Origin of the sequence: Actinophytocola xinjiangensis (assembly GCF_001921215.1) — a bacterium.
GTDB classification, from domain to species: domain Bacteria; phylum Actinomycetota; class Actinomycetes; order Mycobacteriales; family Pseudonocardiaceae; genus Actinophytocola; species Actinophytocola xinjiangensis.
The window spans coordinates 90,844-117,306 of the sequence record NZ_MSIF01000017.1; the positions used below are offsets into that span (position 1 = coordinate 90,844).

Sequence of the window (26,463 nt, forward strand, 5' to 3'; positions counted from 1 at the left end):
GGGAATGCGGGTCAGTCGCCCTTGGCCATGGTCAGGACGTTGAGGGCGGCGTCCAGTTGGGCTTCGGTCAGGGTGCCGGAGGCGACGTGGCCGCGTTCGAGGACGACCTCGCGGATGGTCCGTCGCTGGGCGAGGGACTGTTTGGCGATGGACGCGGCCTCCTCGTAGCCGAGGTAGCGGTTGAGCGGCGTCACGATCGACGGTGACGACTCCGCGTACTCCCGCATTCTGTCCACATTGGCCTCAACGTCGGCGAAAACCTTGTCCGCCAACAGTCTGGACACCGCCGACAGCAGGCGCGCGGACTCCAGCACGTTGCGGGCGATCACCGGGAGCATCACGTTGAGCTGGAAGTTGCCCTGGCTGCCGGCGAACGCCACCGCCGCGTCGTTGCCGATCACCTGCGCCACGGCCATCATCGTCGCCTCGGGGATGACCGGGTTGACCTTGCCGGGCATGATCGAACTGCCGGGTTGCAGGTCGGGCAGCGCCAGTTCACCCAGACCGGTGCGCGGGCCGGAACCCAGCCAGCGGACGTCGTTGGCGATCTTGTACAGCGACACGGCAACCGTACGCAGCTGGCCGGACGCCTCGACCACGCCGTCCTGCGTGGCCTGGGCCTCGAAGTGGTCGCGGGCCTCGGTCAGCGGCAGCCCGGTCAGCTCGGCCAGTTCGGCCGCCACGGCCGCGCCGAAACCGGGCGGCGCGTTCAGGCCGCTGCCGACGGCCGTGCCGCCGATGGGGAGCTCGCCCAGGCGCGGCAGGGTGTCGCGCAGCCGCTCGATCCCGTACCGGACCTGGGCGGCCCACGCGCCGGCCTCCTGGCCCAGCGTCACCGGCACGGCGTCCATCAGGTGCGTGCGCCCCGACTTGACGACCCGCGACCACTCCCCGGCGCGGCGTTCGATCGTCGACGCCAGGTGGTCCAGCGCCGGCACGACCTCGCGCAGCACCGCCTCGGTGGCGGCGATGTGGATCGTCGTGGGGAAGGTGTCGTTGGAGGACTGGGAGGCGTTGACGTGGTCGTTGGGGTGCACGTCCCGCCCCAGCGCCCGGCTCGCCAGCGTGGCGATCACCTCGTTGGCGTTCATGTTCGACGACGTGCCCGAGCCGGTCTGGAACACGTCGATCGGGAACTGGTCATCGTGCTGACCGTCGGCGACCTGCTGGGCGGCGGCGGCGATGGCGTCGGCCAGGCCGGCGTCCAGCACGTCCAGGCGGGCGTTGACGGTCGCGGCCGCCGCCTTGAGCAGGCCGAGCGCGCGGATCTGGCTGCGTTCCAGGCCACGGCCGGAGATCGGGAAGTTCTCCACCGCCCGCTGGGTCTGTGCCCGCCAGAGCGCGTCGGCCGGGACCCGGACCTCGCCCATCGTGTCGTGCTCGATCCTGAACTGATTGTCGGTCACGTATCCAGTCTGGCCTGCCGTGGCGGGCCGCGCCCGGGTAGCTTGTGGTGGTGCTGACCACTGTCCGCCCGTGAGGTAGGTGCGCATGAGTTCGCCGATCGAGGTCGACCTGCTGATCGTCGGCGCGGGTCCGACCGGGTTGTTCGCCGCCTACTACGCGGGGTTCCGGGAGTTGAAGACCGCGGTGGTCGACTCGCTGCCCGAGGCGGGTGGGCAGGTCACCGCCATGTATCCGGAGAAGCAGATCTTCGACATCGCCGGGTTCCCGTCCATCCTGGGCCGCGACCTGATCGCCGCGCTCGTGGAGCAGGCCGACCAGTTCAAGCCGACCTACCTGCTGGGCCGACCAGCCCGCAGACTGTCCGAAGTGGACGGTAAGTACGAGGTCGAGGTCGGCGACACCGTGGTGCGCACCGGCGCGGTGCTGATCACCGCCGGCATGGGCGAGTTCACCCCGCGCCCCCTGCCGGCCGGCGGCGAGTGGCTCGGCCGGGGCGTCGTGCACTTCGTGCCCGAACTGGAGGCGCTGCGCGACCAGGACGTGGTCATCGTCGGCGGCGGCGACTCGGCGTTCGACTGGGCGCTGTCACTGCACCCGGTCGCCAGCAGCGTCACGCTGGTCCACCGCCGCAACAAGTTCCGGGCCTTCGCCGCCACCGTGCGGCAGGTCACCGAACTCGGCGTGCCGATCATCACCGACGCGCAGGTCGTGGCCCTGCGCGGCGACGCCGCCGGCACCCTCGCCGAGGTCGAACTCGACGTCAAGGGCGAAGCCGAGCCGGTGGTACTGCCGGCGCGCACGGTCGTCGCCGCCCTCGGTTTCACCGCCGACCTCGGACCGATCGAGGCATGGGAACTGGAGATCGTGCGCCGCGCCGTCGCCGTCGACACCACGATGCGCACCGCCCGCGACCGCATCTACGCCGCCGGCGACATCGCCGCCTACCCGGGCAAGGTCAAACTCATCGCCACCGGCTTCGGCGAGGCCGCCACCGCCGTGAACAACATCGCCGTCGCCCTCGACCCCGACGCCCACCTGTTCCCCGGCCACTCCAGCGACGTCAGCTGACCCCTCGGGCGGCGTCCGCACACGCCGCCACACACGCGAGCGACTTCCCGCCCACGTACCGGATCAGCGAGCGGAGCCGAGACACCGCCGCCCGCGCCCCCGGGCGCCGCCCGTGCTTGCCCCCTTGAGGCGCCGGGGCCCCCCGATTTCCAGCCTAGCTGGAGAAAGTGACGGTTCGGGGAGGGCAGGAGCTGCCTGTGGACAACCTCGGCCGCGAGTGGGGCCGGGTCAGTGCGGGCGGCGCGGTGCTGGTGCGGGACTTGGCGCGGGCCGGCGCGGTGCTGGTGCCGGACTTGGCGCGGGCGGCGCGGTACCGGACTTGGCGGGCGGCGCTGGACTTGGCGCGGGCAAGCGATCAGCGCCTGGCCCGCGGGGCCCCCGCTTTCCACGTTAGTCGGTGGTGTGGGCGGTTCCCAGCCGTTGGGGGGTGGCTGTGGACAACTTCGGCCGTGGGTGGAGCCGCCGTGGGTGGAGCCGCCGTGAGTGGGGCTGCCGTGAGTGGGGCTGCCGTGAGTGGAGCTGCCGTGAGTGGAGCTACGGGACGACCTGGATGACGTCGCCGACGGACAGGGCCTCGTAGTACGTGCGGGCGGCGCTGTTGGACAGGTGGATGCAGCCGTGGGACAGGTCGCTGAGGCTGCCTTCGTGGAAGGCGATGCCGCCGTTGAAGAACACCGAGTAGGGCATGGGGGCGTTGTTGAACTCGCTGCTGAGGTGGTCGATGTCCTTCCAGCCAACGTGGAACGTGCCGGGTGGGGTCAGGTAGCCGGGGCGGCCGTGGGTGATCGGCACCGGGCCGTAGGTGACCTTCCCGCCGGCCAGCAGCCATGACTTGTTCGCCGACAGGTCGATGCACGCGTCGACGCCGCCGCCGCAGGGGACGCCGGCGGGGGGTGGCGGGGGCGGCGGGGTGGTCTTGGTGATGGTCACCTCGGCCTCGGCGACGCGGGGGATGGGGGGCAGGGCGGTGACCGGGGCGGTGGCCTCGGTGGTGGTCGCGGGCCGTGGGGGCACGGACGGGAGCGACTCCGTGGACGGCGGGGGTGCGGCGGTGTTCGCGGCCGCGCAGGCCGGTAACAGGGTGATGGCCGCACCCACCAGGCTCAGGATCGTCACGCGTACCCGCATCGTGGCTCCTTCCGGCTCCGTACCGGAAGACGTCTTCCCGGCGCCGGTGGTTGCTCATTCACCGGACGCCGTATGCGAACCGTTACCGAATCAGGGGAGTGGGGGCAGCGGCTCCCCGCCGGTCCGGTCGAAGTCGACGTCGGAGTACTCGCGCAGCTTGGTCAGCCGGTGGAAGCCGTCGATCATCCGCACGGTGCCGGACTTGGAGCGCATGACGATCGACTGTGTCGTGCAGCCGCCGCTGCGGTAGCGCACGCCGCGCAGCAGGTCGCCGTCGGTGATGCCGGTGGCGCAGAAGAACGCGTTGTCGCCGCTGACCAGGTCCTCGGTGCGCAGCACCCGCCCGAGGTCGTGGCCGGCGCCGACGGCCTTCTCCCGCTCCTCGTCGTCCTTGGGCCACAGCCGGCCCTGGAGTTCACCGCCCATGCACTTGAGCGCGCACGCCGCGATGATGCCCTCCGGGGTGCCACCGATGCCGTAGAGCATGTCGACGCCGGTGTCGGGGCGGGCGGCGGAGATCGCGCCGGCGACGTCGCCGTCGCTGATGAAGTGGATGCGGGCGCCGGCGTCGCGCACCGCGCGGACGTGCTCGGCGTGCCGTTCGCGGTCGAGGATGCACACCGTGACGTCGGAGACGTCGGTGTGTTTGGCGGCCGCGACCCGGCGGATGTTCTCGGCGATCGGCGCGGTGATGTCGATGACGTCGGCCGCCTCCGGGCCGACGGCCAGCTTCTCCATGTAGAACACCGCGGACGGGTCGAACATCGCGCCGCGTTCGGTGGCGGCGATGACGGCGATCGCGTTGGGCATGCCCTTGGCCATCAGGGTGGTGCCGTCGATCGGGTCGACCGCGACGTCGCACTCGGCGCCGTCGCCGTCGCCGACGTGTTCGCCGTTGTAGAGCATCGGCGCGTGGTCCTTCTCACCCTCGCCGATGACCACCACGCCACGCATCGTGACCGTGCCGATGAGCTTGCGCATCGCGTCGACCGCGGCGCCGTCGCCGCCGTTCTTGTCGCCCCGGCCGACCCAGCGGCCGGCGGCCATGGCCGCCGCCTCGGTCACCCTGACCAGTTCGAGGGCGAGGTTGCGGTCCGGTATCTCGCGTCGGCTCCTGGTCGTTGGCTGGTCGGTGGACGAGGTCATGCCGCCTCCCGGTGTCGCCGTGCGTGGTGATCTGTCGATCCTCCCAGAATCCGGGACCGGGGTACGAGTGAGCATGGTCTCGGTGACCTGCGAGGATGGCCGCGTGGTGGAGACCGAACCTGGCGGGCACCGGCCACCGGGCCGTGCCGGCCTGCGGATGCGCGACATGATCGGGGCGGTCGTCGTGCTGTTGGCGATCGTCGCGGTGATGGTGACCCTCACCCGGGGCTGCTCGTTCGACCCCGGCGGGCCGAACGTCTCGCCGGACACGGCGCCGTCGGTGGACGCGTCGGCCAAGCTGCGTGACGCCGCCCGCTCGGCGCCGTTCACGGTGCGTCAACCCGAGCTGGCGGCCGACTGGCGGGCCAACTCCTCGTCCACCTCGGCGGTGGGGGCCGGCGCGGCGGCCAGCGTCGTGGTCCGGGTCGGCTGGGTGACGCCCAGCGGGCGCTACCTGCAGCTGAGCCAGTCCGGCGGGGACGCCCAGGACGTGCGGGAGACCGAGACCGGGGAGTCGGACCGCTCGACCGGCACGGTCGAGGTCGACGGGGTCAGCTGGGACGCCTACGACTCGCGGCGCGACGAGCAGGCGTGGCTGACCACGATCGACGGGGTGGTCCTGCTGGTCACCGGGTCGGGGACCGAGGCCGAGTTCCGGGTGCTGGCCCAGGCCGCGCAGACCGCGCCGCCGCTCACCTAGCGCGCCAGCAGTCCCGGACGTGGTCGTCGACCATGCCGGTGGCCTGCATGAGGGCGTAGGCGGTGGTCGGGCCGACGAACGCGAACCCGCGCCGTTTCAGCTCCTTGGCCATGGCCCTGGACTCGGGGGTGATCGCCGGGACGTCGGCCAGGGTCGCCGGGCGGACCCGGCCGGTCGGGTCGGGCGCGAAGGACCAGAGCAGCTCGTCGAGCGGGCGGTCGAGCTCGGCGATCGCGCGGGCGTTGGTGACCGCGGCGTTGATCTTGGCGAGGTTGCGCACGATCGACGCGTCGGCCATCAGCCGGGCCACGTCGTCCTCGCCGAACGCGGCGACCGTGGCCGGGTCGAACGCGGCGAAGGCGCGGCGGAAGTCGGCGCGTTTGCGCAGGATCGTCAGCCAGGACAGGCCCGACTGGAACGCCTCGAGCGTCAGCCGCTCGTAGAGTTCGCGTTCGCCGTGCAGCGGGACGCCCCACTCCTGGTCGTGGTAGTCGAGGTAGATGTCGGCGGAGGTGGCCCAGCCGCAGCGGCGCCGGCCGTCGGGACCTTCGGTCACCGGATCTCGGCCTCGGCCAGCCGCGAGCGCAGGTCGGTGACCTCGGCGCGCAGGTCGGCCAGTTCGGTGCCGACGCGGCGCAGCACCCAGTCCACCTCGGACATCTTGTAGCCGCGCAGGACCAGCTGGAACCGCACGTCGCGCACGTCGTCGGCGGTGATGCCCTCGGCGGGCAGGCGGGTCGGGGACGCGCCGGGCGGGAGCGCCGGCAGCTCCTCGCCCCGGCCGAACACGACCGAGGCCAGCAGGAACACCACGGCCGCGACGAGGACCATGACGACCAGGTAGATCAGTGCGGTGGTCACGGCAGGGATCGTCCCACACGTGCGGCGCGGGGTGTGCTCACCGCGGCCGGGGAAGTGAGGGGCTGGGTCGCAGCTGGCGCATCGGTGGGCGGTCGGCGGTGGGTACGGCGGCGGTGTCGGGCAGCCACTCGTCGGCGACCTGGACGAACTGGGTCAGCGCCCCGGGCGCGGCGGGCAGGCCGCAGCGGGCCAGCGCGGTGCTCAGGATCTGGCGGGCCATCACGCCCAGCGCGGCCAGCGGCTGGTTGCGGTGGCGGCGCACCCCCAGGTTGACCTGGGCGAGGCCCGGCAGCCCGACGCGTTCGTGGGCGTCGAGCAGCAGGCCGATCTCCACGCCGTAGCCCGACGCGAAGGGCACGGCCTCCAGCAGCCGCCGGGTGCCGGCGTACTCGCCGGCCAGCGGCTGGATGACCCCGGCGAGTTCGGGGCGCAGCACCGAGAGCAGCGGGCGGGCCATCAGCTCGGTCACCCGACCACCCCCGGAGTCCTCAGTGGACAGTGGGCGGCGGTAGAAGCCCTTCACCAGCTGGATGTCCGGTTCCAGCAGCAGCGGGCCGAGCAGGGTCGGGACGAACATCGGGTCCGGGTCGACCAGGTCCGAGTCGACGAACACCAGCAGGTCGCCGGAAGTCGCGGCCAGCGAACGCCAGAGCACCTCTCCCTTGCCCGGCAACGGTTCCAGGTCACTGAGGACATCGGTGCGGTGGACCACCCGGGCGCCGGCGGCCAGCGCCACCTCGACCGTCGCGTCGGTCGAACCGGAGTCGACCACCACCAGCTCGTCGACCAGCGTGGGAACCAGCGGGGCGATCGAGGCGATCACGCCGGCCACCGTCGCCTGCTCGTTGAGCGCCGGCAACACCACACTGACCGTGCGGGAACCCTTGGCGGCCACCAGCTCCGCCACCGTCCACCCGGCACTCTGCCAGGTCCGGGACGCGAACCAGGCGCGCGCTGCGGCGTCCATCACGCCAGCGCCCGCAGACACAGCGCCGGCGGTCGGGTGCCGGCGATCGCGGCCACCATGTCGACCGCCTTCCTGGTCCGGCCGACCTCGTGCGCGCGGAACACCCGCGCGCCCTGCAACGCCGCCACCGACGTCGCCGCGAGCGTGCCGTCCACCCGGTCGGCCAGGCCAACGCCCAGCGTCTCGCCGACGAAGTCCTTGTTGGACAAGGCCATCAGCACCGGCCAGCCGGTGTCCACCAGCTCGTCGAGGCGGCGCAGCAGCTCCAGGCCGTGCCAGGTGTTCTTGCCGAAGTCGTGCGTCGGGTCGATCAGCACCCCGTCGGCCGGCACCCCCAGCGCCACCATCCGCTGGGCCCTGGTGACCAGCTCGTCGGCGACCTCGGCCACCACGTCCAGGTAGCGCACCCGGTGCGGGTCGGTCCTGGGCTCCGCGCCGCCGGTGTGGGAGCAGACGATGCCGGCGCCGAACTCGGCGGCCACCTCCGCCAGCCGGGGATCCGCGCCCGCCCAGGTGTCGTTGATCAGGTCGGCGCCGGCCGCGCAGGCCGCCCGGCCGACCTGGTGGCGCCAGGTGTCGACGCTGATGACCAGGTCCGGGTGACGTTCCCGGACCCGCTCCACGATCGGCACCACCCGGCGCAGCTCCTCCTCGACGTCCACCCGCTCACCGTGGGCGCCGGCCCGCACGCCGCCGATGTCGACGATGTCCGCGCCCTCGGCCACCAGCCGGTCGACCGCGCCGCACGCCGCCCACTCGTCGAAGGTCGCGCCCCGGTCGTAGAAGGAGTCCCTGGTGCGGTTGACGATGCCCATCACCAGGGCACGGCCGCTGGCCACCGTCCGGTCGCCGAAACGAAGTTTTCCCACGAAACCGATGGTGCCATGGCGTCAGCCGGAAACCGGCCGGTGATACACCGAGGTCACAATTGGTGACACGAGGGAAACGAATCGTCAGTGGACCTCGACCCAGGCCTGGTAGGCCTCCTCGACCACGCGGATCGCGTCGTCGACGTCGTCGGTCAGGTGCAGCAGTGCCACGTCCTTCTCGCCGATCTTGCCCTCGGCGTACACCGTGTCCCGCACCCACTCGTACAGGCCGCCCCAATAGGACCGTCCGAACAGGACGACCGGGAACTTGGTGACCTTCTTGGTCTGCACCAGGGTCAGCGCCTCGAACAGCTCGTCCAGGGTTCCGTAGCCACCCGGCAGGCAGATGAACGCCTGCGAGTACTTGACGAACATCGTCTTGCGGGCGAAGAAGTAGCGGAAGTTGACCCCGAGGTCGACCCACGGGTTGAGGCCCTGCTCGAACGGCAGCTCGATGCCCAGCCCGATGGACAGCCCACCGGCCTCCGAGCAGCCCTTGTTCACCGCCTCCATCACGCCCGGGCCGCCGCCGGTGATCGCCGCGTAGCCGGCCTTGGCCAGCGCCCCGCCGATCCGCGCCCCCAGCTCGTACTCCGGGTGGTCGCGGCCGGTGCGCGCCGAGCCGAACACGGTCACCGCGCGCGGCACCTCGGCCAGCGCGCCGAAACCCTCGACGAACTCGGCCTGGATGCGCAGCACCCGCCACGGGTCGGTGTGCACCCAGTCGGCGGGGCCACGGGAGTCGAGCAGCCGCTGGTCGGTGGTCGTGGCCTCGTCGCGGCGCGACCGGCGCAGCACGACCGGGCCCCGCTGCTTCTCCCTCGGATGCTCCTCGTCGGTCGGGCCGAACTGCTGGATCGTCACCCGCGCGAGTCTAGGCGCCGGCCGGTAGGCCGGAACGTCCGCCGGGGAAAAACCCGGTGACCGGCGCGCTCAGGTCAGGAAACGCGCCAGGACCTCGGCGCAGCGGTGGATCTGGGCGATCGGCACGTGCTCCTCGCGGGTGTGGGCCAGGGTCGGGTCGCCCGGTCCGAAGTTGACCGCCGGCAGGCCCAGGGCGGCGAAGCGCGCCACGTCGGTCCAGCCCAGCTTGCCGACCGGCTCGCCCCCGGCGGCGGCGACCAGTTCGGCGGCGGCCGGCGCGGTCAGCCCCGGCAGCGCCCCGGCCGCGTGGTCGGTGACGGTCAGCGCGTACCCGTCGAACACCTCCCGCAGGTGGGTTTCGGCGGCGGCGACCGTGCGGTCGGGGGCGAACCGGAAGTTCACCGTGAGCACGGCCTCGTCGGGGACGACGTTGCCGCTGACCCCGCCGCCGACCCGCACCGCCTGCAGGCCCTCCCGGTAGCGGCAGCCGTCGATGTCGACCTCCCGCGCCCGGTAGCCCGTCAGGGTGCGCAGGGCCGGTTCGAGGGCGTGGATGGCGTTGACGCCCAGCCACGCGCGGGCGGTGTGGGCGCGGGTGCCGGCGGTGCGCAGCTCCACCCGCATGGTGCCCTGGCAGCCGGCCTCGACGACCGCGTTGGACGGCTCGCACACGATCGCCAGGTCACCGGAAAGCCAGTCCGGCAGGTCCCGTTCGACGCGGCGCAGGCCGTTGTGCACGGCCTCGATCTCCTCGCAGTCGTAGAACACGAACGTCAGGTCGTGGCGGGGCTCGGTGAGGGTCGCGGCGATGTGCAGCATCACCGCGTCGCCGCCCTTCATGTCGACGGTGCCCAGGCCGTGCAGCTCGTCGCCGACCCGGCGCACCGGCAGGTTCTCGTTGACCGGCACGGTGTCCAGGTGCCCGGCCAGCACCACCCGCGACGGCCGGCCCAGCGCCGTGCGGGCCAACACCGTGTTGCCCGATCGGGTGACCTCCAGGTGCGGCAGGGCCCGCAACGCCACCTCCACGGCCGCCGCCAGCTCGCCCTCCTCGCGCGAGACGCTGGGGATGTCGACCAGCGTCGCGGTCAGGTCGGCGGGGTCGGCGGTGAGGTTCAGCTGCGCGATCACGAAACGAACGTACTCGCCGTGCAACCCGGGGGCCGGCACCCCGCGTGACTAGTCGTGGAAAACCACGGGAGGCTCCATGAAGGATCGTGACAGGGCGTTCGCCGACTACTTCGCGAGCCGGTCGGGTGCCATGCGCTCCACGGCCTACCTCCTCTGCGGTGACTGGCATCGGGCGGAGGACCTGGTCCAAACGGCTTTCGTGAAGCTGTACCGGGCGTGGAACCGGATCGGCGGGCACCACACGCTCGACGCCTACACCCGGCGGATCCTGGTGCGCACCTTCCTGGACGAGACCCGGCGCGGCTTCTTCCACCGCGAACGGCCCACCGCCGAGCACCCCGACCGGCCGGAGGCGGTGACCCACACCGTCGAGGACCGGCTGGTGGTGCTGCGCGCACTGGTCGACGTCGCGCCCCGGCAGCGGGCGGCGCTGGTGCTGCGCTTCTGGGAGGACATGTCCGTCGAGGACACGGCCAGGGCACTGGACTGCTCGGTCGGCACGGTCAAGAGCCAGACCGCACGGGGCCTGGACACCCTGCGCCACCTCATTCCGGCCAACACCTACTGATCCGCGGGAGACAGAACACATGAACGAACACGAGTTCCGCAGCGCCCTGCGCACGAGCATGGCCGTCACCACCGAGCCGCCGCCGATGGGCGAGGCGGCGATGCTCGACGCCGCCCACGTCGACCGCCGGCGCCGTCGCACCACCTGGGCCGGCCTGGGCAGCGCCGCCGCCGTGGTCGCCATCGCCGCCGCCGTGGTCGCCTTCGCGCCACCAGGTGACGGCGGCGGTGAACCGGGCCTGGGGGTGGCGGCCCCCGGCAGCACCCGCACCCCCCTGGACACCAGGACCGTCACCACCGAGACCAACGTGGCCTGGCCCAATGGCCAGTTCGACAACCTCGACGTCTCCGGCGAGGAGTACAACCGGGCCGGCGACCTGCTCGACCTGCTGGTGGCGCAGGTGCCCGACAGCGTCGAGGTGCCCGACGACCTGCGCGGGCGCGGGGACCTCGACGGGGTGACGCTCAAGCGGTTCGTGGCGCAGAACGACGGCATCTGGGCCTACTACGGGCAGGCACCGCTGGTCAGGGGGGAGGGCGTCGGCAGCCTGGACATCAGGGTGGCCCCCCACTACCCGGGCCTGGAGGACAACGCCGGCTGCGGGGACTCCCCGAACTGCACGGAGCTGCGGGTCGGCGGGAAGCTGGTCGAGTTGCGCGACTACGGGACCGGCGGGATGTCGGTCGACCACCACGGCGAGGCCGCCTACGTGTCCCTGTCGCAGTCGACGACCTTCGAGTTCGCCGGCTACCCGGCGCTCGACCAACTGCCGTTCACCGTCGACGAGCTGGCCGCACTGGTCACCGACCCACGCTTCCAACTGGACTAACCTCACGGGTGTGAGCAGCGTGGACGACACCGTGGACGAGAACACCGGAGCACAGGGCGTTGGCCTCGCCACCGTCGCCGACGACGGGACGGTGCTGGACGTCTGGTACCCGCACCCCAAGCTGGACGACGGCCGGATCCCCGGCACCAACCGGCTCTCCGAACAGGAGGCGGTCGACGAGCTCGGCCAGGGGGTGTCCGCGCTGCTCGGCCCGGACGGCGACCGCGAGGTCGAGGTGGTCGCGGTGCGCTGCGGCATCATCTCGCTGACCGAGCCGCCCGCCGACGCCTACGACGCCTACCTGCGGCTGCACCTGCTGTCCTCGCGGCTCGTGCCGCCGCATGGGCTGAACCTGGACGGGCTGTTCGGGGTGCTGGCCAACGTCGTGTGGACCAACTACGGGCCGTGCCGGGTGGAGGGCTTCGCCGCCACCCGGCTGCGGCTGCGGGCCCGGGGCGCGGTGACCGTGTACGGGGTCGACAAGTTCCCCCGGATGGTCGACTACGTGCTGCCCGCCGGGGTGCGGATCGCCGACGCCGACCGGGTCCGGCTGGGCGCGCACCTGGCGACCGGCACGACCGTCATGCACGAGGGCTTCGTCAACTTCAACGCCGGCACGCTCGGCGCGTCCATGGTCGAGGGCCGGATCTCGGCCGGCGTGGTCGTCGGCGACGGCTCCGACGTCGGCGGCGGCGCGTCGATCATGGGCACGCTGTCCGGCGGCGGCACGGAGACCATCGAGATCGGCGAGCGCTGCCTGGTCGGCGCGAACGCCGGGGTCGGGATCTCGCTGGGCGACGACTGCGTCGTCGAGGCCGGCCTGTACGTCACCGCCGGCACGAAGGTGTCGCTGGACGGGCGGCTGGTCAAGGCGCGGGAGCTGTCGGGCCGCCCGGGCCTGCTGTTCCGCCGCAACTCCACCACCGGCGCCGTGGAGGCGGTCGTGCGCGCCGGGCGCGGCGTCGAACTCAACGCCGCCCTGCACGCCAACTGAGCAACCTGGACGTGATCTCAGACACGTGTCGCTCGCCTAGCATGGGTGTGGTGAGCACGTCAGGTGAGCTGGGTCTGCCCGAGCCGCCGCCGGCCGCGACACCCGACGCCCCGCCGGCGGCCCACGTCCGGGTGCGGATCGACCGCCAGGTACGGGCGCTGGTCGAGCACGAGGCCGTCGCCCGGCTCGGCGAGGACCCCGAAGGGGTGCACCAGATGCGGGTCGCGGTGCGCCGGCTGCGGGCCGCGCTCAAGGCCGTGGTGCCCGACGCCGGCCTGACCGCCACCCAGGACGAGCTGCGCTGGCTGGGCGGGGTCCTCGGCCGCATCCGCGACCTCGACGTGCTGCTCGGGCACCTGCGCGCCCAGGCCGCCGACCTGCCGGTCGCGGAACGGGCCGCCGCCGAACGCCTGGTCGGCGCGCTGGTCGCCGACCACCGGCGGGCCCGCCGCCGCATGCTCGACACGTTCCGCACGGTCCGCTACCGGTCGCTGCTGCGGGCGCTGGCCGCGCTCACCCACGCCGAGCTGCCGACGGTCATGCCGGCCGGGGACGGCGGCGCGCTGCTGGAGGTCATCGCCCGCCCGCACCGCAAGCTCCGCCAGGACGCCCTGGCCCTGGGCGAGGACCCGCCCGACGACGACCTGCACGCGCTGCGCATCCGGGGCAAGCGGTTGCGCTACGCCGCCGAGCTGGCCGCGCCCGCCGGCGGCCGCCCGGTGCGCCGGCTGATCACCGCCACCAAAACCTTCCAGGAGGTTCTCGGCGACCACCAGGACGCCGTGCTCGCCGAGGACGAGCTGCGCCGCCTGGTCGCCGAACTGGCGGAACTGGCCGACGTGGACCACGAGGCGGTCTTCGTCGCCGGGCGCCTGGTGGAACGCGAACGTGCCCGCCGCGCCGCCTGCCGCGCCCGCTGGCGCGAGACCTTCGACGAGGTCGACGTGCTGGCCTCCGCGCTGCTGGCCTAGCCAGCCAGCCGGCCGGGAACCATGGCGACCTGGGCGTCGGTGGCGGTCAGCGCGACCCGCACGTGGCGGTCACCGGTCGGGCCGTAGATGGTGCCCGGCGCGACCAGCACACCCCGGCGGGCCAGCCGGTCGACCGTGTCCCACGCCGGCTCGTCGCGGGTGGCCCACAGGTACAGGCCGGCCTCGGAGTGGTCGATGCGGAACCCGGCGGCGCGCAGCGCCCCCGACAGCACCTCCCGGCGCGCGGCGAACCGGCCGCGCTGCGCGGCGACGTGCTCGTCGTCGGACAGCGCGGCGGTCATCGCCGACTGCACCGGAAGCGGGACGATCATGCCGGCGTGCTTGCGGGCCGCCAGCAGCCGCTCCACCAGGGCCGGGTCGCCGGTGACGAACCCCGCCCGGTAGCCGGCCAGGCTGGAGGACTTGGACAGCGAGTGCACCGCCAGCAGCCCGTCGAACCGCCCGCCGCACACGTCCGGGTGCAGGATCGAGCGCGGCGGCTCACCGGAGTACCCCAACGTCAGGTAACACTCGTCGGAGGCCACCACCGCGCCGCGCTCCCGCGCCCAGTCCACCACCTTGCGCAGGTGCTCGACCGGCAACACCGTGCCCGTCGGGTTCGACGGCGAGTTCACCCACACCAGCGCCGGCCGCAGCGGGCCGGCCGCCAGCAGCCCGTCGGTGCGCAGCACCGACGCCCCGGCCAGCCTCACCCCGACCTCGTAGGTCGGGTAGGCCAGCGCCGGGATGACGACCGTGTCGCCCGGCCCGGCGCCCAGCAGCGTCGGCAGCCACGCCACCAGCTCCTTGGAGCCGATGGTCGGCAGCACGTCGGTCGGCGACACCGTCACGCCGTGGCGGCGCGCCAGCGCCCCGGCCGCCGCCGCGCGCAGCGCCGGGGTGCCGTGGGTCGTCGGGTAGCCGGGCTCGGCCGCCGCCGCCAGCAGGCCCTGCTGGACCACGGCGGGCACCGGGTCGACCGGCGTGCCCACCGACAGGTCGACCAGGCCGTCCGGGTGCGCGGCGGCCAGCGACTTCGCCGAGGCCAGCGAGTCCCAGGGGAAGGTCGGGAGCTCGCGGCTCACTCGTCGTGCTGAACCGGCGGCAGATCCTTGATCCACTGCGGGTCGGCCGCGACCTTGCCCACCTTGGCCGCGCCGCCCGGCGAGCCGAGCTCATCGAAGAAGTCGACGTTGGCCTTGGTGTAGTCCTTCCACTGATCGGGGACGTCGTCCTCGTAGTAGATGGCCTCGACCGGGCAGACGGGCTCACAGGCACCGCAGTCCACGCACTCGTCGGGGTGGATGTAGAGCATCCGGTCCCCTTCGTAGATGCAGTCGACCGGGCACTCTTCGATGCACGCTTTGTCGAGCAAATCGATGCAGGGCTCGGCGATCACATAGGTCACTGCGTTCTCCTGCTTCTTCCTTCTGCGGTTGTGCCTGCCAGCGGAGGTTACTGGCTGGAACTAGTATCCCCCTCGGTTCCCGAGCACTGTCAGCGTGGTGCCGTGATCGAGTTCGCGAGCACCCTGCCCAGCACGATCGCCGAGGGCAGCGCCCCACACGCGAACAGCACCAGCGAGCGCACGTCCGCCGTCAGCAGCACGTCCCCACCGGGTCCGAACATGCCCACGACGGCGATCGTCAGGATCCACGCTGCCAGCGGGGCCAGCGCGACCGCCAGCCGGTCGGACAGGCTCCCAGCCACTGAGACCAGCCACGGCGTGGTCACCGCCGCCAGCAGCGCCATCAGCGGCAGCGGGAAGCCACCCAGGTTGGGCAGCAGGTACCCGTCGAACGACAGCGGCAGGAACATCAGCTGCACCACCCCGAGCACGACCGCGTCCAGGCACAGCACCGCCAGCACCAGCCAGTCCCTCGGCGTCAGCACCCGGGAGGCCATCACAGCCCGCCGAACAGGTCCGTGTCCGCGCCGGTCGGGTCGCCGTCGGCGAGCACGTAGCACTCCGCGGCCGGGATGGGCTGGGCGCGGCCGTCGGACAGCGCGTAGCAGCGCGCCCCCTGCGCCGACTCCCACACGCTGACCTGCGTCGAGTGCGCGCGCAGCGCCGCCAGCTTGGCCGGGACGACCTCGGTGACCCCCACCCGGGTGGTGATCAGCGCGTCGTCCACGACCGCCAGGTCCTCGATCGGCGGCAGGGTGAACGGCAGGTCGTCGACCCCGGCCAGCGCGGCCAGGCCCTCCTCGGTGGCCCGCCGCGAGGTCACCGCGTGGAACACCCGGTCGACCCCGCCGGTCGCCGCACAGGCGGCCGTGGTGATCGTGTGCGCGCGCACGTGGTCGGGGTGGCCGTAGCCGCCGTCGGGGCCGTAGGTGACCACGACCTGCGGGCGGACCTCGGCCAGCACGGCGGCCAGCGCGGCGACCTGCTCACCGGGGTCGCCGCCGGCGAACGCGCGCGGGTGGGCGTTGGCCGCCACCCCGGCCATGCCGGAGTCGCGCCAGCGGCCAGGCCCGCCCAGCCAGCGGTGGTCGGACACGCCCAGCGCGGCGCAGGCCGAACGCAGCTCACCGACCCGGTAGCCGCCGAGCTGGTCGGCCTGGTCGACGGCCAGACCGCGCAGCGCCTCGGGGATGATCTCGCCCTCCTCGCCCAACGTGCAGGTCACCAGCGTGACCTGCACGCCGGCGGCGGCGTAGCGGGCGATGGTCCCCCCGGTCCACAGGCTCTCGTCGTCCGGGTGGGCGTGGACGAGCAGCAGTCTCGGAGCGGCCGACAGTGTCATGAGTAGAAGGTCCAGTCCCTACGGAGTCGGTCAGGCGCGCACCACTTCACGCGGTGCCGCATAGTGACACGACGCCTGGTGGGTCGGGACACCGGCCACGTCGATCAGCGGCGGCGGCTCCTCCACACAGCGCAGCGCGTCGCTCTCCGAGAGCTGCTCGAACTTCCAGCAGCGGGTCCGGAACCGGCAGCCCGACGGCGGGTTGGCCGGGTTCGGCACGTCGCCGCGCAACACGATCCGCTGACGCTGGCGCTCCACCTTCGGGTCCGGGATCGGCACCGCCGAGATCAGCGCCTGGGTGTAGGGGTGGTGCGGGTTGTCGAACAGCTCGTCGCGGTCGGCGATCTCCACCACGTTGCCCAGGTACATCACCGCGACCCGGTCGGCGATGTGGCGCACCACCGACAGGTCGTGGGCGATGAACAGGTAGGTCAGGCCCAGCTCGTCCTGCAGGTCCTCCAGCAGGTTGATGATCTGCGCCTGGATCGACACGTCCAGCGCCGAGACCGGCTCGTCGAGCACGATGAACTTGGGTTCATCGCGATCGCCCTGGCGATGCCGATGCGCTGGCGCTGCCCGCCGGAGAACTCGTGCGGGTAGCGGTCGGCGTACTCGTCGGCCAGGCCGACCGTGTCCAGCAGGTCCGGGATCGTGCGCGAGGTCACCTCGGCGCCGAGCAGCTCGTACTTCTCGGTCAGCGCCTGGCGGATCTTCATCCGGGGGTTGAGCGAGGCGTACGGGTCCTGGAACACGATCTGCATGTCCCGGCGTGCCTTGCGCAGCTCCTTGGGGCCCAGCGACAGCACGTCCACCCCGTCCAGGCGCACCGAGCCGCTGGTGGGCTCGATCAGCCGCAGGATGGCCCGCGCGGTGGTCGACTTGCCGCAGCCGGACTCGCCGACCAGCGCCACCGTCTGGCCCCGGTTCACGTTCACCGAGACCCCGTTGACGGCCTGGACGAACCCGGTCGGCCGGCGCCCGACCAGCCCTCCCCGGATCGGGAAGTGCTTGACCAGGTCGGTCACCTCGAGCACCGGCGCCTGCGCCACCGCCGCCCCGCCACCAGCATTCCGCGAACTGGGGGAACTCATTGCGCAAGCCTTTCCTCGAACGCGATCTGGACCTGGTCGCTGTGGATGCACGCGGCCCGGTGGAGGCCACCCCCGTCGGTCTCCGGGAGCACCACGGTGTCCAGCGGCGGCAGCGCCTCCGAGCAGGCCTCGGTGGCGAAGCGGCAGCGCGGGTGGAACGGGCAGCCCGGCGGCACGTTCGACAGGCTCGGCGGCATGCCGGTGATCGGCAGCAGCCGCTCCTGGCGGCTCCGGTCCATCCTGGCCAGGCTGGAGAGCAGGCCGTAGGTGTAGGCGTGCTGCGGGCGGTAGAACACGTCGTCGCAACTGCCGGACTCGACGATCCGCCCCGCGTACATGACGTTGATCCGGTCGGCGTGGCTGGCGACCAGCCCGAGGTCGTGGGTGATCAGCACGATCGCGGTGTTGCGCTCCTCCTGGAGCTTCTCCAGCAGCAGCATGATCTGCGCCTGGATGGTCACGTCCAGCGCGGTCGTCGGCTCGTCGGCCAGCAGCACCTTCGGGTCGTTGGCCAGCGCCATCGCGATCATCGCGCGCTGGCGCATACCGCCGGAGAACTCGTGCGGGTACTGGTTGATCCGCACGCCCGGGTTCGGGATGCCGACCTCGCCGAGCAGGTCAAGGACCTTGCGCCGGGCGACCGTCTTGCTCACGTGCTGGTGGTTGGTGACCATCTCGGCGATCTGGTCACCGACCTTGAACACCGGGTTCAGCGCGGTCAGCGGGTCCTGGAAGATCATCGCGATCTCGCTGCCGCGCAGCTTGCGCTGCTGCTTCTCCGGCAGCGCCAGGATCGACCGGCCGCGCAGCCGGATGTCGCCGGACGGGAAGACCGCCGGGGGGCTGGGCACCAGGCCGAGGATGCTCATCGCCGACACCGACTTGCCAGAGCCCGACTCGCCGACGATGGCCAGCGTCTCGCCCTCGTCGACGTACCAGCTGACGCCGTCGACCGCCTTGACCAGGCCACCGTCGGTCGTGAAGTGCACCCGCAGGTCGTCGACCTCGAGCAGCGGCGCCGCCGGACCGTCCCCGAGGTCGAAGTCGGTTGTGCTTTCGTTGCGCGCCATGCGCGGTGACTCCTTACCGAAGTTTCGGGTCGATCGAATCGCGCAGGCCGTCGGCGACGAACGCGAACGCCAGCGTGGTGATCACGATCGCGAGGCTGGGGAACATCCACATGTGCGCTTCGCCCTCGACGTTGAGCGACGGAACGGCCTTGGCGATCATCGTCCCCCATTCGGGGATGTCGGCCGGCACGCCGATCCCGAGGAACGCCAGCGAGGCCATCGCCACGATCGCCACACCGATGTGGCTGAACGAGTAGATCAGCGTCGGGCCGATGGCGTTGGGCAGGATGTGCCTGGTCACGATCCGGGTGTCGGACGCGCCGATGGACCTGGCCGCCTCGACGTACTCCGACTCGCGCAGCGACAGCGTCGAGCCGCGCATCAGCCGCGCGGCCGTCGGCCAGCTCAGGATCACCAGCGCGATGATCACCTGGGGGATGCCGTTGCCGAAGATCTGCACGACCAGGATGGCACCGATCAGGGCCGGGAAGGCCAGCACGATGTCGGTGATCCGCATGATGATCGAGTCGGTCGCCTTGCCGCGGAACCCGGCGATCGCGCCGAGCGCCAGCCCGACCACCAGCGACAGGATCATCACGCTCCAGCCGACGATCATCGCCAGCCGGGTGCCGTAGACGATCCCGGAGAACATGTCGCGGCCCAGGATGTCGGTGCCGAACCAGTGCCGGGCCGACGGTGGGTTCCGCGAGTTGATCGGGTTCTGTTCCATGGGGTCGAACGGCGTGATCCACGGCTGCAGGATCGCCAGCACCATCAGGAAGATGACCAGCGCGAGGCCGACGACGGCGAGCTTGTTGCGCTTGTACCGGCGCCAGATCTCCTTGAACTGGCCGGTCGAGCCGTTCTTCCTGCGGCCGTTTTTCGGCCCGGTCTCGGTGCTGTCCGGGTCCGGCGCCTCGAACCGCGTCATCAGTGCCTCGGCCGGGACGTGGGTGTCCGGCTCGCGCCCGCTCTGGGGTGGTGTCGTCACGGGATGCTCCTCAGTGCAGCCTGATCCGCGGGTCAAGGTACGCGTAGAGAATGTCGACCAGCGTCGAGAGCAGCACGAACACGACCACCGCGAAGACCACGATCGGCACGATGACGGGGTTGTTGTGCTGGCTGATCGCCCGGACCAGCAGGTAGCCCAGGCCCTGGTACTCGAAGATCCGTTCGGTGATCAGCGCCCCGCCCAGCAGCACGCCGAGGCTGACGCCGGTGTAGGTGACCACCGGGATGATCGAGTTGCGGAAGGCGTGCTTGCCGATGACCTTGCGCTCGGAGATGCCCTTGGCGCGGGCGGTGCGGATGAAGTCGGCCCGCAGGACCTCCAGCATCGACCCGCGCATCAGACGGGCGATGAACGCCGCGTCCAGGATCGCCAGGGTCAACGCCGGCAGGATGATCTCCTGCCACCACGGTGTCTCGACGGTGAAGCTGCGCGGTACGGCCGGGAAGATCCACTCGCCGGACAGCCACGCGCGAAGTCCGATGCCGATCACGAAGACCGGGATGCCGATGCCGAGGGTGGTGATGATCGTGATGAACACGTCGCGGAAGGTGTACGGGGCGACCGCGGCGATGATGCCGGCGGTCAGACCGATGATCACCTCGATGATGATCGCGAACAGGGCCAGCCGCGCGGTCGCCGGGACCGCCGTCGCGAGCATGTCGGCCACGTCGCGGCGCTGTTCGAAGTCGATGCCGAAGTCGAACGTGAACATGTTCTGCAGGTAAGTCAGGTACTGCATGAAGAACGGCTGATCCATGCCGAACTTCGCGCGCAGCGCCTCCTGGATCTCCGGTGGGACCGTCTTCTCGCCGCTGGAGGCGAACGGATCACCCAGGGTGAACAGCCCGAGGTAGATCAGGAAGGTGGCCGCGATGATGACCAGGACGGCGTGGGCGAGCCTGCGGGTGATGAACTTCGCCACGGCCGCTTCGACCTCTCTCGTAGGTGTGGTCGGCGGCCTCGTCGTGCGAGGCCGCCGACCACCGGTTTACGCGTTGACTACTTCTGGAAGATGACGTCGAGCGGCGGGTTCTCGTGGAAGTCCATGAACCCGGCGTTGCCCCACTTCGAGCTGTCGTACGCGCGGAACTGCTGGCGCTCGAACATCGGGATGTTGGCGAGGTCGTCACCGATCGCGATCTTCTCGGCCTTCTTGTACAGCTCGTTGCGCTCCGCCTCGTCCTTGGACGCGGCGGCCTCCTCGATCAGCTTGTCGAACTCGGGGTTCGAGTACCGGCCGCGGTTGTCGCCGGTGGCCGGCGCGTTCGGGTCGGAGGTGCCGATCGCCGAGGTGGCGAACAGCGGCTGGAGGAAGTTGCCCGGGGTGCCGTAGTCGCCACCCCACGACAGGCGGTAGATGCCGGTCGAGGTGGGCTGCTTCTGGTTCTCCAGCATGTCGCTGAACTCGACGCCCGAGTAGTTGACCTTCAGGCCGAGGTTCTTCTCCAGCTGCTGCTTGACCGCGGCGGTCCACTCCTCGTGGCCACCACCGGTGTTGAACTGGAAGTTGATCTCGGTACCCGGCTTCAGGCCGGCCTTCTCGGCCAGCTTCTTGGCCTCTTCGGGGTTGTACTCACAGGCGTCGCAGACACCAGGCTGGTAGGCGTCCTTGTAACCGCCGGGAACCCAGGAGGTGGCCGGCGCACGCGAGGAGTCGAACACGCCCTCGCTGATCGTGGCGCGGTCGATGGCCATCGAGACGGCCTTGCGGGCGTCCGCGCTGTCCATCGGCGCCTTGGTCACCGCGACCTGCAGGTAGTCGATACCGAAGGTCTTCTTCGAGATCCAGCCGTCCTGCGGCTCGTACTTGTCGCGGGTCGTCTTCAGCTGGTTCGGTGGGACGCGGGCCCAGTCGAACTGGCCGTTGTTCAGACCGTCGAGCTCCTTCTGCTGCGCGGTCTCGTCACCGACGAGGATGGTCAGCTCCACGGCGTCCAGGTACGCCTTGTCGCCGGTGGTGTAGTCCTCGTAGCGCTTGAGCTTGATGCCGGCGTCGTGCTGCCACGGGCCGTCCATCATGAAGGGGCCGTTGCCGATCGGCAGGTCGTTGTAGGCCTGGTTGTCCGCCGCGCCGGCCACGGTGGGAACCGGGCTCATCGCGGTGTGCGCCGTGCGCATGTAGAACTCGCAGCTCGGCTGGGACAGCTTGACCTTGAGGACCTTCGGGTCGCTGGCGTCCACGCCGGACAGCGTGGTGGCCGAGCCGCCCTGGATGGCGTCGTAGCCCTCGATCTGGTCGAAGTGGTACGCCACGTCGGACGCGGCGGCCTTGGCGGTGGTCCGCTCCCAGCCGCGCTTGAACGACGCCGAGGTGACCTCTTCACCGTTGTGGAACTTGTTCCCGGTCTTCAGGTTGAAGGTCCACTCGGAGCAGTCGTCGTTGGTCTCCCAGTTCTCCGCCGCCGCCGGCTCGGTCGTGCCGTCGGGGTTGGTGTGGGCGAGACCCGTGAACAGGGACTCGGTGACCAGCATGCCCTCGGACTCCTGGGCGTTGTACGGGTCGATGGCGGTCGGCTCGACGATCCCCAACCGGAACGTGCCGCCCGGCTTGCCTTCGGTGATCTCGGTGTTCTCGACCTCCGGGTAGCCGAAGGCCGTGGGCTTGTCGTCGCCGTCGCCGGAGTTGTCGGTTCCGGTATTGCTCTGCTGAGAGCACGCGGTCAGCACCAGACTGGACACCGCCAGCCCAGCTGCCGCGCGCAGCAGAACGGATTTCGTTCTCAAGTCGATCCTCCATGGGCGAGCATGCCCCGATCCGGGGGTGTGCTCCCTGTGTTGTCGTGACACATCGTGCACGGAGCCAGCCGCCACCGCGCGGTGGGGGCCGACGCGCCGCACCGATGTGCCGCATGATCGGCTCGCGCCGAGGCACACGTCGTTCCTGGGTGCACGTCGTCCGAACCCCTGTGTCAGTTGATCTTGTGACGCGTCCAGCCTGGAACGTCGACACGCCGTTGCAGGACGGTAGGAACTTCGGAAGTCGCCGTCACGGTTACCCGAGGGATCGTGACCAAAGGGTGACACGCTGGTGGCCGCACGCGACCTAACGGTTACCGCAAGGCATTTATTTGCAGGTTGAGCCCTACTTTTGGCGGGTTGCACGCTCAGTGCGTAGGCCGTCCGGATGACGTGACGATGTCCGGTCGGTGACCGGCCCGCCGCACCCGGTCAACCGGCCGCGCGCTGCCAGGACGCCGCGCCGGCAAACGGACCAACGAGCGGGGGGCCGACCGCGACACCCGATACCTCCGGGCGGACGGCCAGCGTCTCGGACTCCTGGTAGAGCGGCAGCGCGACCGCCGTGTCCCACAGCAGAGGCTCGATCGCCGCCAACGCGTCGGTTACGGAGAGTGCTCCCGTGAGCGCAGCGTCCATCGTCGGCTGGACCCCGGGATCACACAGCCCGAACACGTTCGCCGGGCTCGGCCCCTGCCCGTCCTGCGCCGGCGCGCAACCGAAGTTCGAGGCCAGCACCGTCGCCTGGTCGCCGTTCACCGGCCGGGAGATCACCGCCAGGTCCACCGTGTCCCCGTCCACCGGCTCCTCACCGTCGGTCTGGGCACCGGAGAGCTGGGCGTAGAGCTCGTCGGCCGGCGGGGTGACCACCCGCGCCGCGATGCCCACCGCCGCCAGCTGGCGGGCCACCTCCCGGGCGACCAGCTGGGCGGTCTCCCGCTCGGCCGGCGCACCGACCACCAGATCCAGCGGCTGGCCCTCACGCGTCCAGCCGGTCGCGGTGCGGGTGTAGCCGGAGCGGCCGAGCAGCGTCACCACGTCGGCCGGGCTGTGGCGGCGGCTCGCCGGCTGGGTCGCGCGGTAGCCGGGCAGCGCCGGCGCCAGCACCTGGGCATCGGAACGCAGCTCCACGCCCGGCCCGCCGGCCGTGCCGACCGTGACCAGCTGGTCGCGGTCCAGGGCGGCGATGACCGCCGCGCGCACCGTGCGTTCGGTCAGCTGCGGGCGGTCCGGGCGCACCGCCAACGTCAGCACACTGGGCCTGGCCGCCGTCTGGACCGGCACCGGCGGGGCGATCCGGGCGATCTCGCCGGCGCTGACCGCGTCCAGCCTGGCCAGCGCCAGCTGGTCGTGACCGGCCTCCAGCGCGTCGACGATGCCGGAGTTGTCGGCGCGGCGCAGCACGATCCGGTCCAGCTTCGGCGGCTCCTCCCAGTACCGGTCGTTGCGCTCCAGCACCACCTCGCCCCGGTCGGTGTCCAGCGCCTTGACCGCGTACGGGCCGGCGGTGGCCGGGAAGTTGGTCTGCAACGCGCCGTCCCAGCCGCCAGGGGCGTCCTTGAGCAGGTGCGCCGGCAGCAGGCTGGTGAACAGCGACCGCCAGCCAGGGTAGGGGTCGGTGAACACGACCTCCACCACCTTGCCGGCGTCGCGCGCGGTGATGTCGCTGATCAGCCGGTAGCCGGCGGCGTCGATCGCCCCCGTCGAGTCGATGATCTCCTGCCACAGGTAGACGAAGTCCTCGGCGGCGATCGGCGCGGTGTCCGACCAGGACGCGTCCGAGCGGATCCGGTAGGTCACCGTGTACGGGTCGTAGTCGGTCACGCTGGCCGAGGACATCAGCGTGTCGTCCAGCCGGGGCGTGCCGTCGGCGCCGGGCCGGAACACCGAGGGCAGCACCAGGTTGGCCAGCGCCGTGGTCACCACCGACTGGTCGCTGAGGTGGTGCGGGTTGTACCCGCCGGCGACGCTGCTGACCCCCACGACCAGCTCACCGGTGTCGACCTTCTCCGGCACCGGGCTGGTCACCGGCGTGTCGACCAGCCGGGGAGCCGGGGTGCACGCGGCCAGGGTGAGCACGACCAGCAGCGCGGGAAACCATGGTGCACGCACCCCCCGGCCTCCTCCCCAAGTCCCACCGGTGTGCCCCGACCCTTTCAGACCCCAACGGCGCACCCGCGTTGAGGTGACGCGCACGGGGCGGGCGCGGTTCCTCAGGCGTCCCGGGACTTCTCCCGCGAGCGGGCCCTGGCGCGCTGGACGCTGTCCAGGATGACCTTGCGGATCCGCACGACCTCCGGCGCGACCTCGACGCACTCGTCGACCGCGCAGAACTCCAGTGCCTCCTCCAGCACCAGCTTGCGCGGGCGGGCCAGGCGCTCCAGCTCGTCGCCGGTGGAGGAGCGCATGTTGGTCAGCTTCTTCTCCCGGGTGACGTTGACGTCCAGGTCCTCGGCCCTCGGGTTCTCGCCGACGACCATGCCCTCGTAGACGTCGGCGCCCGGCTCGACGAAGAACGAGCCCCGGTCGGCCAGCTGCAACATGGCGTAGCTGGTGACCGAGCCGGTGCGGTCGGCGACCAGCGAACCCGAGTGCCGGCCGCGGATCGCCCCGGCCCACGGGAAGTAACCCTCGAAGATCGCGTTGGCGATGCCGGTGCCCCTGGTCTCGGTGAGGAAGTCGGTGCGGAAGCCGATCAGCCCGCGCGAGGGCACCACGTACTCGACCTTGATCCGGCCCGTGCCGTGCCCGCCCATGTGCTCCAGCCGGCCCTTGCGCGCGGCCAGCAGCTGGGTGATCGCGCCAAGGTGCTCCTCGGGGGCGTCGACGGTGAGCCGCTCGAACGGCTCGCACAGCGTCCCGTCGACCGTGCGGGTCACCACCTCGGGGCGGCCGACGGTCAGCTCGAAGCCCTCCCGGCGCATCGTCTCGACCAGGATCGCCAGCGCCAGCTCGCCCCGGCCCTGGACCTCCCAGGTGTCCGGCCGCTCGGTGGGCAGCACCCGGACCGACACGTTGCCGACCAGCTCGGCGTCGAGCCGGTTGCGCAGCAGCCGCGCGGTCAGCTTCGTGCCGCCGCCCCGGCCGGCCAGCGGCGAGGTGTTCACGCCGATGGTGACCGAGATCGCCGGCTCGTCGACGGTGATCCTGGGCAGCGGGCGCGGGTCGTCGGGGGCGGCGAGGGTGTCGCCGATGGTGATCTCCGGGATCCCGGCGATCGCCACGATGTCCCCGGCCTCGGCCTGCTGGGCGGGCATCCGCTCCAGGGCCTCGGTGATCAGCAGCTCGGTGACCTTCACCGTGGTGACCGAGCCGTCCTCCCGGCACCACGCGACCGACTGGCCCTTGCGCATGGTGCCGGCATGGATGCGGCACAGCGCGATCCGGCCCAGGAAGCTGGACGCGTCGAGGTTGGTGACCAGCGCGCGCAGCGGGGCGTCCGGGTCGCCGGCCGGCGGCGGGACGTGCTCGAGCAGCGTGTCGAACAGCGGGTCGAGGGTGTCGCTGTCGGGCAGGCCGCCGTCGGCGGGGGCGGTCAGGCTGGCCCGCCCGGCCCGCGCCGAGGCGTAGACCACCGGCAGGTCCAGGATGTTGGCGTCCAGGTGGTCCAACTCGGTGGCCAGGTCCAGCAGCAGGTCGTGGGTCTCGGAGACGACCTCGGCGATCCGCGCGTCGGCCCGGTCGACCTTGTTGACCACCAGCACCACCGGCAGCCCGGCGGCCAGGGTCTTGCGCAGCACGAAACGGGTCTGCGGCAGCGGGCCCTCGCTGGCGTCCACGAGCAGCAGCACGCCGTCCACCATGGACAGCCCGCGCTCGACCTCGCCGCCGAAGTCGGCGTGACCCGGGGTGTCGATCACGTTGATCGTGATCGGACCGTCGGGGGTCTCCCGGCGCACGGCGGTGTTCTTGGCCAGGATCGTGATGCCCTTCTCCCGTTCCAGCTCGCCGGAGTCCATGACCCGGTCGACCGGTTCGGCACGGGCGGAGAAGGCCCCGGACTGGCGGAGCATGGCGTCGACGAGGGTGGTTTTCCCGTGGTCGACGTGCGCGACGATCGCGACGTTGCGGAGGTCGGTCCTGGCGATCGCAGGCGCCCCGGTATCGGTGGCAGGCACGCACGTGCTCCTGATTCGTGGCTTGGCGTCGTTGGTTGCGCGCGCAGATGGCGGTCGCGGCGCGTCCCAGGATAACTGTCGCCACTGGTGACCCGGGACCGTACGGGGTTCTAGACTGTCGGGGTGTGTGACGTCACGAACCGTGAGTGGTGGGCCGCTGACCGGCGGCCGTGACGCGCACGC

Annotated in this window: 25 protein-coding genes and 1 pseudogene; 6 read left to right on the forward strand and 20 right to left on the reverse strand. The window is 71.5% G+C overall.

What is annotated here, in order from left to right:
• Positions 1-11: 11 nt before the first annotated feature.
• On the reverse strand, positions 12-1,406 hold the full coding sequence (locus BLA60_RS28590) for a class II fumarate hydratase (RefSeq protein ID WP_075136114.1): 1,395 nt from the start codon (positions 1,404-1,406) through the stop codon (positions 12-14).
• An 85-nt stretch (positions 1,407-1,491) separates the two neighbouring features.
• On the opposite strand from BLA60_RS28590, the gene BLA60_RS28595 reads away from it, so the two are divergent.
• On the forward strand, positions 1,492-2,475 hold the full coding sequence (locus BLA60_RS28595) for an NAD(P)/FAD-dependent oxidoreductase (RefSeq protein ID WP_075136115.1): 984 nt from the start codon (positions 1,492-1,494) through the stop codon (positions 2,473-2,475).
• A gap of 534 nt (positions 2,476-3,009) precedes the next feature.
• Here BLA60_RS28595 and BLA60_RS28600 read toward each other — a convergent pair.
• Both BLA60_RS28600 and glpX read right to left on the reverse strand, forming a co-directional pair.
• A complete protein-coding gene (locus BLA60_RS28600) occupies positions 3,010-3,603 on the reverse strand; it encodes a L,D-transpeptidase (protein ID WP_075136116.1) in 594 nt (197 codons plus the stop codon).
• A gap of 90 nt (positions 3,604-3,693) precedes the next feature.
• On the reverse strand, positions 3,694-4,749 hold the full coding sequence (gene glpX / locus BLA60_RS28605) for a class II fructose-bisphosphatase (RefSeq protein WP_075136117.1): 1,056 nt from the start codon (positions 4,747-4,749) through the stop codon (positions 3,694-3,696).
• Between the two features lie 106 nt (positions 4,750-4,855).
• Between glpX and BLA60_RS28610 the strand changes: the two genes are divergently transcribed.
• The gene (locus BLA60_RS28610) at positions 4,856-5,449 is read left to right on the forward strand and encodes a DUF4245 domain-containing protein (protein ID WP_162293023.1); all 594 of its coding nucleotides are present in this window, start codon (positions 4,856-4,858) and stop codon (positions 5,447-5,449) included.
• Here BLA60_RS28610 and BLA60_RS28615 read toward each other — a convergent pair.
• The 6 genes from BLA60_RS28615 to dapE all read right to left on the reverse strand — a co-directional run bounded on the left by BLA60_RS28615 (position 5,442) and on the right by dapE (position 10,138).
• Positions 5,442-6,005 (reverse strand): DNA-3-methyladenine glycosylase I, encoded by a 564-nt coding sequence (locus BLA60_RS28615; RefSeq protein WP_075136119.1) that lies wholly within the window; start codon positions 6,003-6,005, stop codon positions 5,442-5,444. The genes BLA60_RS28610 and BLA60_RS28615 overlap by 8 nt on opposite strands.
• Positions 6,002-6,310, reverse strand: coding sequence for a DivIVA domain-containing protein (locus BLA60_RS28620; protein WP_075136120.1), 309 nt, complete (start codon positions 6,308-6,310; stop codon positions 6,002-6,004). Before BLA60_RS28620 ends, BLA60_RS28615 begins: the two co-directional genes overlap by 4 nt.
• A gap of 37 nt (positions 6,311-6,347) precedes the next feature.
• Positions 6,348-7,277: a glucosyl-3-phosphoglycerate synthase gene (locus tag BLA60_RS28625; protein ID WP_075136121.1), complete on the reverse strand. Its 930-nt coding sequence runs from the start codon at positions 7,275-7,277 to the stop codon at positions 6,348-6,350.
• Entirely contained in the window at positions 7,277-8,146 is an 870-nt protein-coding gene (folP, locus tag BLA60_RS28630) for a dihydropteroate synthase (protein ID WP_154814679.1), read from the reverse strand. Before folP ends, BLA60_RS28625 begins: the two co-directional genes overlap by 1 nt.
• Positions 8,147-8,230: 84 nt before the next feature.
• Entirely contained in the window at positions 8,231-9,010 is a 780-nt protein-coding gene (locus BLA60_RS28635) for an LOG family protein (protein WP_075136122.1), read from the reverse strand.
• Positions 9,011-9,079: 69 nt separating this feature from the next.
• Positions 9,080-10,138, reverse strand: coding sequence for a succinyl-diaminopimelate desuccinylase (dapE, locus tag BLA60_RS28640; RefSeq protein ID WP_154814690.1), 1,059 nt, complete (start codon positions 10,136-10,138; stop codon positions 9,080-9,082).
• Positions 10,139-10,217: 79 nt separating this feature from the next.
• Between dapE and BLA60_RS28645 the strand changes: the two genes are divergently transcribed.
• Genes BLA60_RS28645 through BLA60_RS28660 form a run of 4 tightly spaced genes read left to right on the forward strand, consistent with a single transcriptional unit; the run spans position 10,218 to position 13,503 of the window.
• Positions 10,218-10,709 carry a SigE family RNA polymerase sigma factor gene (locus BLA60_RS28645; RefSeq protein WP_075136123.1) on the forward strand — a complete coding sequence of 164 codons (492 nt, stop codon included), beginning with the start codon at positions 10,218-10,220 and terminating at the stop codon, positions 10,707-10,709.
• 19 nt (positions 10,710-10,728) lie between these two features.
• Positions 10,729-11,538, forward strand: a complete 810-nt coding sequence (locus BLA60_RS28650; RefSeq protein WP_075136124.1) for a hypothetical protein — start codon at positions 10,729-10,731, stop codon at positions 11,536-11,538.
• A gap of 19 nt (positions 11,539-11,557) precedes the next feature.
• A complete protein-coding gene (gene dapD / locus BLA60_RS28655) occupies positions 11,558-12,532 on the forward strand; it encodes a 2,3,4,5-tetrahydropyridine-2,6-dicarboxylate N-succinyltransferase (protein WP_075136216.1) in 975 nt (324 codons plus the stop codon).
• A gap of 50 nt (positions 12,533-12,582) precedes the next feature.
• The gene (locus BLA60_RS28660) at positions 12,583-13,503 is read left to right on the forward strand and encodes a CHAD domain-containing protein (protein ID WP_425427101.1); all 921 of its coding nucleotides are present in this window, start codon (positions 12,583-12,585) and stop codon (positions 13,501-13,503) included.
• On the opposite strand, the gene dapC is transcribed toward BLA60_RS28660, so the two are convergent.
• The 11 genes and pseudogenes from dapC to typA all read right to left on the reverse strand — a co-directional run bounded on the left by dapC (position 13,500) and on the right by typA (position 26,280).
• Positions 13,500-14,588 (reverse strand): succinyldiaminopimelate transaminase, encoded by a 1,089-nt coding sequence (dapC, locus tag BLA60_RS28665; RefSeq protein WP_075136126.1) that lies wholly within the window; start codon positions 14,586-14,588, stop codon positions 13,500-13,502. The two genes, BLA60_RS28660 and dapC, sit on opposite strands and share 4 nt — an antisense overlap.
• Positions 14,585-14,911, reverse strand: coding sequence for a ferredoxin (fdxA, locus tag BLA60_RS28670; RefSeq protein WP_075127374.1), 327 nt, complete (start codon positions 14,909-14,911; stop codon positions 14,585-14,587). Before fdxA ends, dapC begins: the two co-directional genes overlap by 4 nt.
• Before the next feature lie 89 nt (positions 14,912-15,000).
• Positions 15,001-15,408, reverse strand: a complete 408-nt coding sequence (locus BLA60_RS28675) for a hypothetical protein (protein ID WP_154814680.1) — start codon at positions 15,406-15,408, stop codon at positions 15,001-15,003.
• A complete protein-coding gene (mshB, locus tag BLA60_RS28680; RefSeq protein ID WP_075136127.1) occupies positions 15,408-16,253 on the reverse strand; it encodes an N-acetyl-1-D-myo-inositol-2-amino-2-deoxy-alpha-D-glucopyranoside deacetylase in 846 nt (281 codons plus the stop codon). Before mshB ends, BLA60_RS28675 begins: the two co-directional genes overlap by 1 nt.
• Positions 16,254-16,283: 30 nt before the next feature.
• Positions 16,284-17,344, reverse strand: a pseudogene (locus BLA60_RS28685) (ABC transporter ATP-binding protein).
• Positions 17,341-18,414 (reverse strand): ABC transporter ATP-binding protein, encoded by a 1,074-nt coding sequence (locus BLA60_RS28690; protein WP_075136128.1) that lies wholly within the window; start codon positions 18,412-18,414, stop codon positions 17,341-17,343. The pseudogene BLA60_RS28685 and the gene BLA60_RS28690 overlap by 4 nt, the downstream one beginning before the upstream one ends.
• Positions 18,415-18,427: 13 nt before the next feature.
• Complete coding sequence (locus tag BLA60_RS28695) at positions 18,428-19,405, reverse strand: ABC transporter permease (RefSeq protein WP_245812196.1); 978 nt, start codon at positions 19,403-19,405, stop codon at positions 18,428-18,430.
• A 10-nt stretch (positions 19,406-19,415) separates the two neighbouring features.
• Positions 19,416-20,348, reverse strand: a complete 933-nt coding sequence (locus tag BLA60_RS28700) for an ABC transporter permease (RefSeq protein ID WP_075136129.1) — start codon at positions 20,346-20,348, stop codon at positions 19,416-19,418.
• Positions 20,349-20,425: 77 nt separating this feature from the next.
• Complete coding sequence (locus BLA60_RS28705) at positions 20,426-22,150, reverse strand: peptide ABC transporter substrate-binding protein (RefSeq protein WP_075136130.1); 1,725 nt, start codon at positions 22,148-22,150, stop codon at positions 20,426-20,428.
• 444 nt (positions 22,151-22,594) lie between these two features.
• The gene (locus BLA60_RS28710; RefSeq protein ID WP_211288875.1) at positions 22,595-24,274 is read right to left on the reverse strand and encodes an ABC transporter family substrate-binding protein; all 1,680 of its coding nucleotides are present in this window, start codon (positions 24,272-24,274) and stop codon (positions 22,595-22,597) included.
• A gap of 101 nt (positions 24,275-24,375) precedes the next feature.
• The gene (gene typA / locus BLA60_RS28715) at positions 24,376-26,280 is read right to left on the reverse strand and encodes a translational GTPase TypA (RefSeq protein WP_075136131.1); all 1,905 of its coding nucleotides are present in this window, start codon (positions 26,278-26,280) and stop codon (positions 24,376-24,378) included.
• Positions 26,281-26,463: the final 183 nt, after the last annotated feature.

Bases quoted from the DNA above. Each gene is read 5' to 3' on its own strand.
- BLA60_RS28600 (WP_075136116.1), bottom strand. From the start codon at position 3,603: ATGCGGGTACGCGTGACGATCCTGAGCCTGGTGGGTGCGGCCATCACC.
- BLA60_RS28690 (WP_075136128.1), bottom strand. From the start codon at position 18,414: ATGGCGCGCAACGAAAGCACAACCGACTTCGACCTCGGGGACGGTCCG.
- BLA60_RS28645 (WP_075136123.1), top strand. From the start codon at position 10,218: ATGAAGGATCGTGACAGGGCGTTCGCCGACTACTTCGCGAGCCGGTCG.
- BLA60_RS28675 (WP_154814680.1), bottom strand. From the start codon at position 15,408: ATGGCCTCCCGGGTGCTGACGCCGAGGGACTGGCTGGTGCTGGCGGTG.
- BLA60_RS28595 (WP_075136115.1), top strand. From the start codon at position 1,492: ATGAGTTCGCCGATCGAGGTCGACCTGCTGATCGTCGGCGCGGGTCCG.
- glpX (WP_075136117.1), bottom strand. From the start codon at position 4,749: ATGACCTCGTCCACCGACCAGCCAACGACCAGGAGCCGACGCGAGATA.
- BLA60_RS28625 (WP_075136121.1), bottom strand. From the start codon at position 7,277: ATGGACGCCGCAGCGCGCGCCTGGTTCGCGTCCCGGACCTGGCAGAGT.
- mshB (WP_075136127.1), bottom strand. From the start codon at position 16,253: ATGACACTGTCGGCCGCTCCGAGACTGCTGCTCGTCCACGCCCACCCG.
- BLA60_RS28650 (WP_075136124.1), top strand. From the start codon at position 10,729: ATGAACGAACACGAGTTCCGCAGCGCCCTGCGCACGAGCATGGCCGTC.